At 53.7% G+C, this 8483-nt stretch carries 6 protein-coding genes; 2 read left to right on the top strand and 4 right to left on the bottom strand.

Features of this window, described 5'->3' with window-relative positions; all coding sequences use genetic code 11:
* Positions 1-161 precede the first annotated feature (161 nt).
* Both nrdJ and ACWIUF_RS19860 read left to right on the top strand, forming a co-directional pair.
* Positions 162-4433: a ribonucleoside-triphosphate reductase, adenosylcobalamin-dependent gene (gene nrdJ, locus ACWIUF_RS19855; protein ID WP_448574268.1), complete on the top strand. Its 4272-nt coding sequence runs from the start codon at positions 162-164 to the stop codon at positions 4431-4433.
* Positions 4434-4507: 74 nt separating this feature from the next.
* Positions 4508-5017 (top strand): DUF2752 domain-containing protein, encoded by a 510-nt coding sequence (locus ACWIUF_RS19860; protein ID WP_448574269.1) that lies wholly within the window; start codon positions 4508-4510, stop codon positions 5015-5017.
* Between the two features lie 16 nt (positions 5018-5033).
* On the opposite strand, the gene ACWIUF_RS19865 is transcribed toward ACWIUF_RS19860, so the two are convergent.
* The 4 genes from ACWIUF_RS19865 to ACWIUF_RS19880 form a co-directional block, all read right to left on the bottom strand.
* A complete protein-coding gene (locus ACWIUF_RS19865) occupies positions 5034-5738 on the bottom strand; it encodes a cytochrome b/b6 domain-containing protein (protein WP_448574270.1) in 705 nt (234 codons plus the stop codon).
* Positions 5739-6133: 395 nt separating this feature from the next.
* Complete coding sequence (locus tag ACWIUF_RS19870; RefSeq protein WP_448574271.1) at positions 6134-6568, bottom strand: hypothetical protein; 435 nt, start codon at positions 6566-6568, stop codon at positions 6134-6136.
* Positions 6569-6652: 84 nt separating this feature from the next.
* Positions 6653-7714: a S1C family serine protease gene (locus ACWIUF_RS19875; protein ID WP_448574272.1), complete on the bottom strand. Its 1062-nt coding sequence runs from the start codon at positions 7712-7714 to the stop codon at positions 6653-6655.
* Between the two features lie 417 nt (positions 7715-8131).
* On the bottom strand, positions 8132-8483 hold a 352-nt coding region (locus ACWIUF_RS19880), incomplete at its 5' end, for an urease accessory protein UreH domain-containing protein (RefSeq protein WP_448574273.1).

The following is an 8483-nucleotide window of genomic DNA, read 5'->3' on the forward strand; positions in this document are numbered from 1 at the left end:
ACCATAAGGAGCGTCCACCCATAAGCATATCTAACGGTTTTACCCCTGGGGGGGATGCCGCAACCCGGTCTCTGCGGTACGATAGACACTCTACCTTAGACACTCTACCGATAGTGTAGAGATAGGGCTTTTCTCCCAACACCCCCCTAGGAGCAGTGATCATGGTCCAAGAACTTGAGCGCACCCGCAAGACCGCAGGTTTTCCCCAGTCGGCTCCGACGGCGAATCCGGTGTTTTACCGCACCTACAGCCGCAAACAGGATGGGGAACGGGAGTCTTGGGATGCGGTCTGCGATCGCACGCTCCAAGGATTAGCTGAGTTGGGCCACCTGACCCCCGAAGAAGTCGCCCTGCTCAACCGACAACAACGGGCGATTCATGCCCTCCCCTCTGGCCGCTGGCTCTGGGTGGGGGGCACGAACTGGATTCAGCAACCGGAAAACTTCTCCGGAGCCTACAACTGCACCAGTACCAACGTCACTGACTGGCGGGCGTTTGGGCTGATGATGGACCTGGCGATGATGGGCTGTGGCACGGGTGCGGTGTTGGAGCCGAAATATATTGAGCAATTGCCCCCCATTCGCAATGTCCTTCAGGTCAAACTTCAGGGCGAGGTGGGCCGTGTCCCCGTGAGCGATCGGCGTGAGGAAACCGAGGTCGAGATCACGGGGCAGCAGGTGGTGATCACCGTGGGCGATAGCCGCCAGGGTTGGGTTAAGTCCTATCAATCGCTGCTGGAACTCTCAACCGACGATCGCTTTACCGGCAAAGTCGAGGTCATCGTTGATCTGAGCCATGTGCGTCCAGCCGGGGAACCGTTGCAGGGCTTTGGCGGCGTTGCCAACCCAATTAAGTTGTCGGATATGTACCAGCGTTGCGCTCGCATTCTTAATAAAGCCGTTGGTCGCCAATTGACTTCAGTAGAGTGTTGTTTGCTCATTGATGAAGCGGCGGTGACGATCGTGGCCGGTAACATTCGGCGTAGTGCTGGGATGCGCCAAGGGGACAGTGAAGACGAAGCGTTTGCCAACGCTAAGGCCAATCTATGGCAGCAGGATGAGGCGGGCAACTGGCGGATTGATCCGGAGCGGGATGCCCTGCGCATGGCCAACCATACCCGTGTTTTCCACCACAAACCCACCGAAACCGAGTGCATTGAAGCGGTGCGGAAACAGTTCTATTCCGGTGAGGGTGCCATTCAATATGCCCCGGAAGCGATCGCCCGTGCCAATATCGATTTACTGCACACGCCTGACCTCAAACAGGAATTCCTAGAAATCTATACCTCTCTGGGAGCAGAAGAGGCGAAGCGATGGCTAAAACACTATCGGCCAGAGATGCCTGACAATGAAATCGAGCATCGTTTGCAGCGTTATGCCCTCAATCCCTGCGTCACCGCCGACACCTGGGTGCACACGGGCGAGGGTCCCCGGCAGGTTAGTCAATTAATCGGCGTACAACACAGCACCTATGTTAATGGTGAGCTATTCAGTACCACGCCTGCTGGTTTCTTTTACAGTGGGACGAAACCCGTCGTAAAACTACAAACGCAAGAGGGCTATACCCTGCGGTTGACAAACAATCATCGGCTGCTCAAGGTCACTGCCCAAACCCAGAAGCGGCAATATACCGAATGGGTTGAAGCGGCTACCTTGCAACCGGGCGATCGCATTTTGCTGCACAACCATCGGGGGCTGCAACCGTGGGAAGGAGCGGGTGACTTTGAGTCGGGTTGGCTACTGGGCTGTTTAATCAGTGAGGCTAGCCTCCTAGCAACTGCTGGGCACGTAGGACACGGTGCATCCACAGCGAATGCTTCAACCCTGGTAGAACCTTGGAGGAAAGCGATCAACTTAACCGATCTCGCCGTTGCCTATGGCATTGACCCGGTTAGTCAGACGATAACTCCCCTGGTTGAGCAAGGAAGTTATGCCTTCTATCGAGGGTTCTTGCAGGCAATCTTTGATGCTGATGCTCAGGTGAAAGTGAGTCAAGGGCAAAGCGTTAGCATTTGCCTACAGCAGACCAACTTGTTTAACCTAAAAGCTGTCCAGCGAATGCTTGCTAGGTTTGGGATTATTGCACGCCTAGTTGATCAAAATCAGCACTACGAGCTAGTTATTCTTGGGGATAATCTTGACTACTTCCAGCAATGGATTGGTTTTCAAACTGTCCAGAAATCAGAACACCTTCACCAGGCTTTGGTGAATTATCCGTGTTCGCTGAATTGCAATAATTCTGAACGCTTTAGTGTCACTGTTGCCACAATTAGCCTGGATGGTATAGAACCGGTTTATGACTGTACTGTACCGGGACCAGCGTGTTTTGATGCCAATGGCTTTGTGGCTCATAACTGTGGTGAAATTATTGGCGCAAACTTCCATTGTGTTGCAGGTGATACCTTACTGATCACTCGCGATGGCCTACATACCATTCAATCCCTAGTTGGGCAATCCGTTGAAGTTTGGAATGGACAGCGTTGGAGCCGAGTAACTCCCCTGATGACGGGGCGAAATCGGCAGCTTTACCGAGTTACTTTTGGCGATGGGACTTGGCTAGATGTAACCAGCCAGCATCGTTTCTTTGTCCAGGATCGCTTTGATAAAGATTATCTTGAAGTCACGACTGAAGAACTGAAGGGATTATTGGTAAATCACAAGTATGCCTTGCACACCGAACCGTTTGTGATTGATTACCAGGATGGCAAATTTGTTGATCCGATTTGGGCCTATACCTTAGGGCAACTAGTCGGGGATGGTTCCCTCTGTCAATCGCATGGTCGGCCTCAACTGCAACTGCGGTTATATGGTGCCAAAAGCTATCAGTCACTAGCGATCGCAGGCAAGACCTCTGGTCAATTACGCTATTATGCTGAAAACCCTGACACGCCTTGTCTACTCTACACTGGCTTTAAACCTGCATTTGATGCCGAGCAAGTTAGGCAACTGAAAACGAATGCCCATGCCTTAGAACCCTTAGCCAGTTGGCACCGTGACGGTATTTTGCATTTCATTGCAGGGTTGATTGATGCCGATGGCTCAGAAACAGGAACAGGTGGGGTTCGCCTGTACATATCAGACTATGGCCGTGCCTATCGGTTATATTTACTGTTATTGAAGTGCGGTATTCGTTCATCCATCAATCTGCAATCTAAGGCTGGTAGCAAAACGAATCTAGGCATACGCCAGCAAGATTTGTGGTATTTGCAAATTACAGATTGTGCGGCCATCCCCTGCCAGCGTGTGCAAACAGTCGGAGGCCATCCGGCTAAGATGAAGGGAAAATGGCAGATGATCCGATCAGTGGAACCACTAGCGGCACGACAGGATACATTCTGCTTCAACGAGTCAGAGTTCCATAAGGGTGTCTTTGGCGGGACGTTGACGGGACAATGCAATCTATCGGAAATTCATCTCAATCAGTTAGATCCAAGCGACTTTGAAGAACAGAAAGAAGCTTTTACCGCAGGTGCCCTCTCGGTGGCTGTTCTTCTCAACCACCAGTTCCAAGAACCGCGCTATCAATTGAGTCGGCAATTAGACCCGATCGTCGGCGTTTCCTTCACGGGCCTTTTCGATTTCTTCGTGACTGCCTTTGGGGTTGACTGGTTGCGCTGGTGGGCAGCAGGTCGTCCGGATACCCCCACAGGGTTGCAATTCCGGCAACAGGAGCAGGATTACTTAACGCGCTGGCGCGAGATCGTCCATCACACCGTCTGGGACTACTGCGATCGCCACGGGATCAAACGCCCGAATCGCTGTACTACGGTGCAGCCAGCCGGCACAAAGTCTTTACTCACGGGGGCTTCGCCCGGTTGGCATCCGCCCAAGGCCCAGCGCTTTATTCGCCGGATCACCTTCCGTAAGAACGATCCCGTTGCCCTCGCCTGTCTCGACTGCGGTTACAACGTCATCCCCTCCCAGTCGGACAAGGATGAACATGGGAATCTGCTCAACGATCCCTTTGACCCCCGCTGTACCGAATGGCTGGTTGAATTACCCGTTGAGGTGTCCTGGGCGAACCTGCCGGAGGCGGACACGATCGACATCTCGAAGTTCTCCGCCCTAGCCCAATTTGACTTCTATATGCAGGTGCAACGCCATTGGACCACCCATAATACCAGCGCCACGATCGAACTGCGGGAGCCGGAGATCGAAGCCTTGGGTAAACGCATCTACGAGACAATTCAAAACGGCGAGGGCTATATTTCCGCTGCTCTGCTAGCCCGTTTTGATGACCTGCAAACCTTCCCGCGCCTGCCCTTTGAGCCAATTTCCAAGGAAACCTACGATCGGATGCAGGCCGAAATCCACCAACGGCGAAAAACCGATGACTTCCATACCGCCTTGCAGCGCTATGACTCGGGTTATTTAACCGAAGCTGGTCCAGCAGGCTGCGACTCCGATAAATGTCTTCTGCCAGAACAGAAGTAGTCATACTCCGCCAGGTAAGTAGACCGAGGGCTAACCAATGCTAGGGTTTAAGGAGTAGAGGCGACCTGACAACGGTGTATCCACTTTGGCGGCTATCTTCCCAAACCCTCTCCCCTGGCGATCGCCAACAGCGTTGGGGTGCCTTGGCGCTCATGCTAGCTCCCCTGATGGGTGCCCCTCTCTATAACCAAGGGTTGCGCCTCCCAGGATTAGTGTGTCCCCTGCGCCATTGGACGGGGATTCCCTGCCCCACCTGTGGCCTGACCCGATCGCTGATGGCAGTTGTCCGGGGAGATTGGAACCAAGCCATAACTGAACACCTGTTTGGCCCGGTGTTATTCATTGTCCTGGTTTTAGGTGTCCTGCAAGTAGCGCTCGAACTGACCACTGGCCGCCACGTTAAGATGTTTTATCATCCGCTTGTGCGGCAATTGAGGCGCGATCGTCCCTATGTACTAATAGCATTGGGTTGCCTCTTGGGCTACTACACCTTGCGCTTGGGCTATTGGATCAGTACCGGGGAATTGGCCCAAAGCATTGGGCAGTCGCCATTAGGGCAAATGCTGGGGGTAAGCTCACCTTAGCGCACCCGTTACCCCCTCAGACAATCAACGGGACCAGCCAAGCTGCAACCACACTCAGGAGAAGGACAATTTCTAAACCCAATAAAAGCCTGGGAGTTTGCCACCCCTTGAACCCAGTCCCCGCCTGAATCGCCGACCACCACTGGGATAGATGACTGGGCCACCGTCTTGGGCTGTCCTGGTGGCGAAATCGTCTGTTAAACATAGACAGCAGTAACGGGATACCACCCACCTTGGCATTCATCAATAGGTGCAAGGCGATCGCGACGACCATAATCACCCAAGAAATTAAGTGGGCATAATACCAAGTATGATTTAATTCTCCCCTGGGTAGCCATTGTTCATCCATCATCCGGCCACTAAACAGGGCAAAGGCTAGGGCGATAAGCGCAAACGTATTGCATAAACGATTTAAGGTATACCACCAAATGGGTTTACCGATTTGGGCTAATTGAGCAAAGGAATCCGGCTGAACTAGGCGTCGCTGGCCACGATGAAATGCATAGAGGACAAAGGGAGGGAATAGCAGGAGAGTGTAGAGGCCAAAGGTGCCATGTATCCCCTCAATCTCTCGATAGGTGGGTAAGGGAATGCGTCCCCAGCGCCCATCGTAGGTGTCATATGTCCAGAAAGCCGTCAGGATAGCTACCACCAGAAATAGGCCTGTTAGCCCATGTAACAGGCGCAGCAGGAGCGGCTGATAGGGTTGAGTGGGTTTCATAGATACGATCTTACCTGTTTGTTGGCATAGGGCGATCGTCCCCAAATTAAAACCATGACTCTGGCGGCGGCTACCAAGGAACCGAAAGTTCAACCTGAAAGTGCCAATTTACTTTCTCGCATTAGTTATGTCGTTTTTAACGAATTTATCAACAACTTGGTTCAGGAGAACATGAGGCTCTCTATTTTCATTCATAGCCCGTTGTCTAAGTCTACAAATATTATGTGATGACAAGCGAAGTGGGGCAAAGCGTTCAGGAAATGCCCAGCTACACTGGGTACACTCCAGTTGGCATCCTCGAAGCATGTAGTCTTAAAGTTATTGCACTCATTCCATACTGGAACAAGGGCCTAGGTAACACTGCGATGAAAGGAATACGCCGTGAACCGGTTAGGTTAGTTCCGTCGGGAGATGGTCAGGACATAACTACTTTGACTATTCCCTGTGTCCCCAATGTAGATATTGTAGTTTCCTGGTCCCCAGTAACCCGACATTTCCAACTGGCCATTAGACATCCGATCGCGCAGGATGCAAAATCGTCCCCCCGGCCCATCCACCAAGAGCGTCACGCTGGGTGTTGCTTCCACCCGTAGGCGCAGGAAGGGAAATGCCTGGGTAAGGCGCAAGGTTTCGCTGGGTGCGCTAGGGATAAAGCCACAATCACTCTGTTGTTGACCACCCGCCGTCCCCCTTAGGGTTAAGGGATCGGGTGAATTGCCAGATATTTCAACCATACGGGCGTCCGCCCGTCCACTGCTCCCCCCCACCAGGGTCAACAGCAACACCGGTAATGTGAACGCTAATCCTAAGAACGATCGCTGCCTTTTCATAACCCCATCTCCCTTCTCACGCATACTGCTTGACGATGCAAATCGCGCTCGGTTCCCCGGATTCCAGACGCATTCCCACCCTCCTTAAAAATCCACCCGCACATGGGCAAGGCGATGGTTCCGGCCCACGGTTAAGATAACCGAACTGGGGTAACGATTGAGATATTGTTCAAGATCGGCAAATCCGCGCAGGGGGCGGCCATTGAGGGCAACCAGTTGATCCCCCGGTCGCAGGCCGATCGTGGCGGCGATCGAGCCTTGCCGGACTTGTTCCACCACCATTGTTGCTGCATTTAGGACAACCCCTAAACGGGGAGGATTGGTAGCTGCGCCATATCCTCCTGGATAGGTGGGGAAATTGGGGGTTGGGGCGATGGCCACCGGGGGACGCGGAATAGGGGACTGGATTTGGGGGCCAACGGTTCGCGGAGCGGTGGTTGGGGGTGGGGCAGCGGCGATCGCAGGATTAGCGAGGCGACCTTGCTGAGCTTGCGCCACAAACTGACGGGCCACAGTCGCACTGGTGGCAAAGCCAATCCCCGTATTCCCACCCTGATTCGCGAGGATGGCCTTGTTAACCCCAATCAATTCGCCTTGGGAGTTGAGCAATGGACCACCAGAGTTACCCGGATTCAGGACAGCATCCGTTTGGAGATCCCCATTTTGGGCAATGCGACTGAGAATTCCCGTCGTGAGCGTGCCTGATAATCCAAAGGGGCTGCCGATCGCAAACACCTGTTGCCCCACCTGAATTCCCTCACTGCTGGCCAACCGGATGTAGGGTAACCGTTCACTGGTGCGTAATTGGATCAGGGCAAGATCATTGGCAGTATCCGTAGCTAATACCTGGCCGGTGTAGCGTTGGCCATTGCTGGTTTGCACACCCACAACGCCACCCCGTGCCATGCGCACGACATGTTCATTCGTAATCACCAGCCCCTCCGGACTGATGATACTGCCGGACCCAGTGTTATTGCCCCCGATGATCGTAACGACAGCGGGGCTGGCATTCCGGTAAACATCAATATTAGTTTGCTCATCGGCCCGGAACGTGGCGGCCAAGCTGGGGGTACTCGTCACGACGCCATAGGCAGTGTTGACAAGCAGTAGGGAAGTTAGACACAACAGGGAATGCTTTAGCTTCATGGCACTTACTCAACTTCCAGGTCCAGGGCTGATTTCGATCCTAACCTAAGCCTAGAGTCAGGACGGTTAATCCCAAGCTAGGTTCCGTGCAACTTTAGAAACTGACACACACTGCCGCTAAACAGCCGATCGTGGCGGTCCCCTGTGTTCAGGCAAGGATCGTCGATCGGTGACCAGTCCTGTACCAGTCACCCTCCTGGGTAGTCGATACCCCCCTTGTAATGAAGTACTGTTGAAGTACTGTCAAGCCTTGCCAACCAGGGGCTAAAGCCCCTTGCCTGTACCTCACCCAGTATAGAAGTGCTGTAATGGCTGATTAGCCCCCACAATCCCACCCTGATCTCAGGCTGCTCGGTACTAAGTGGGACAGACAGCAAGATTGTCCCGCCCGCTCGACCAGTCGGCGATAAACAGGGTTCAGAGGAGGCTCCCTAGGGTTAACCCGGCACCCACAACAATCACCGCGATCGCGCTAGCCACGGGTAAATAGCGTTGGAACAGGCCCAAGCGGGGGCTGGGGGGCAAACGATCGAGCCATTGCCGTGCGTAAATCACCAGCAGACCCAGCCCGATCAGCACCCCTGCTAGGCCAAGGCTAAACATACTCACTAACGCCATGCCATAGGCTGCTTGATGCAGGGCGATCGCCGACAGCAACAAGACTAGGGCAGACGGGCAGGGTACGATGCCACCCGAAATCCCAAGTGCCAGGAGCGAGCGCCAGGTAACGGGCATAGCGTGGGGATGAGTATGGGGGTGGGTATGAGGG

This window comes from Trichothermofontia sp., from assembly GCF_053493415.1.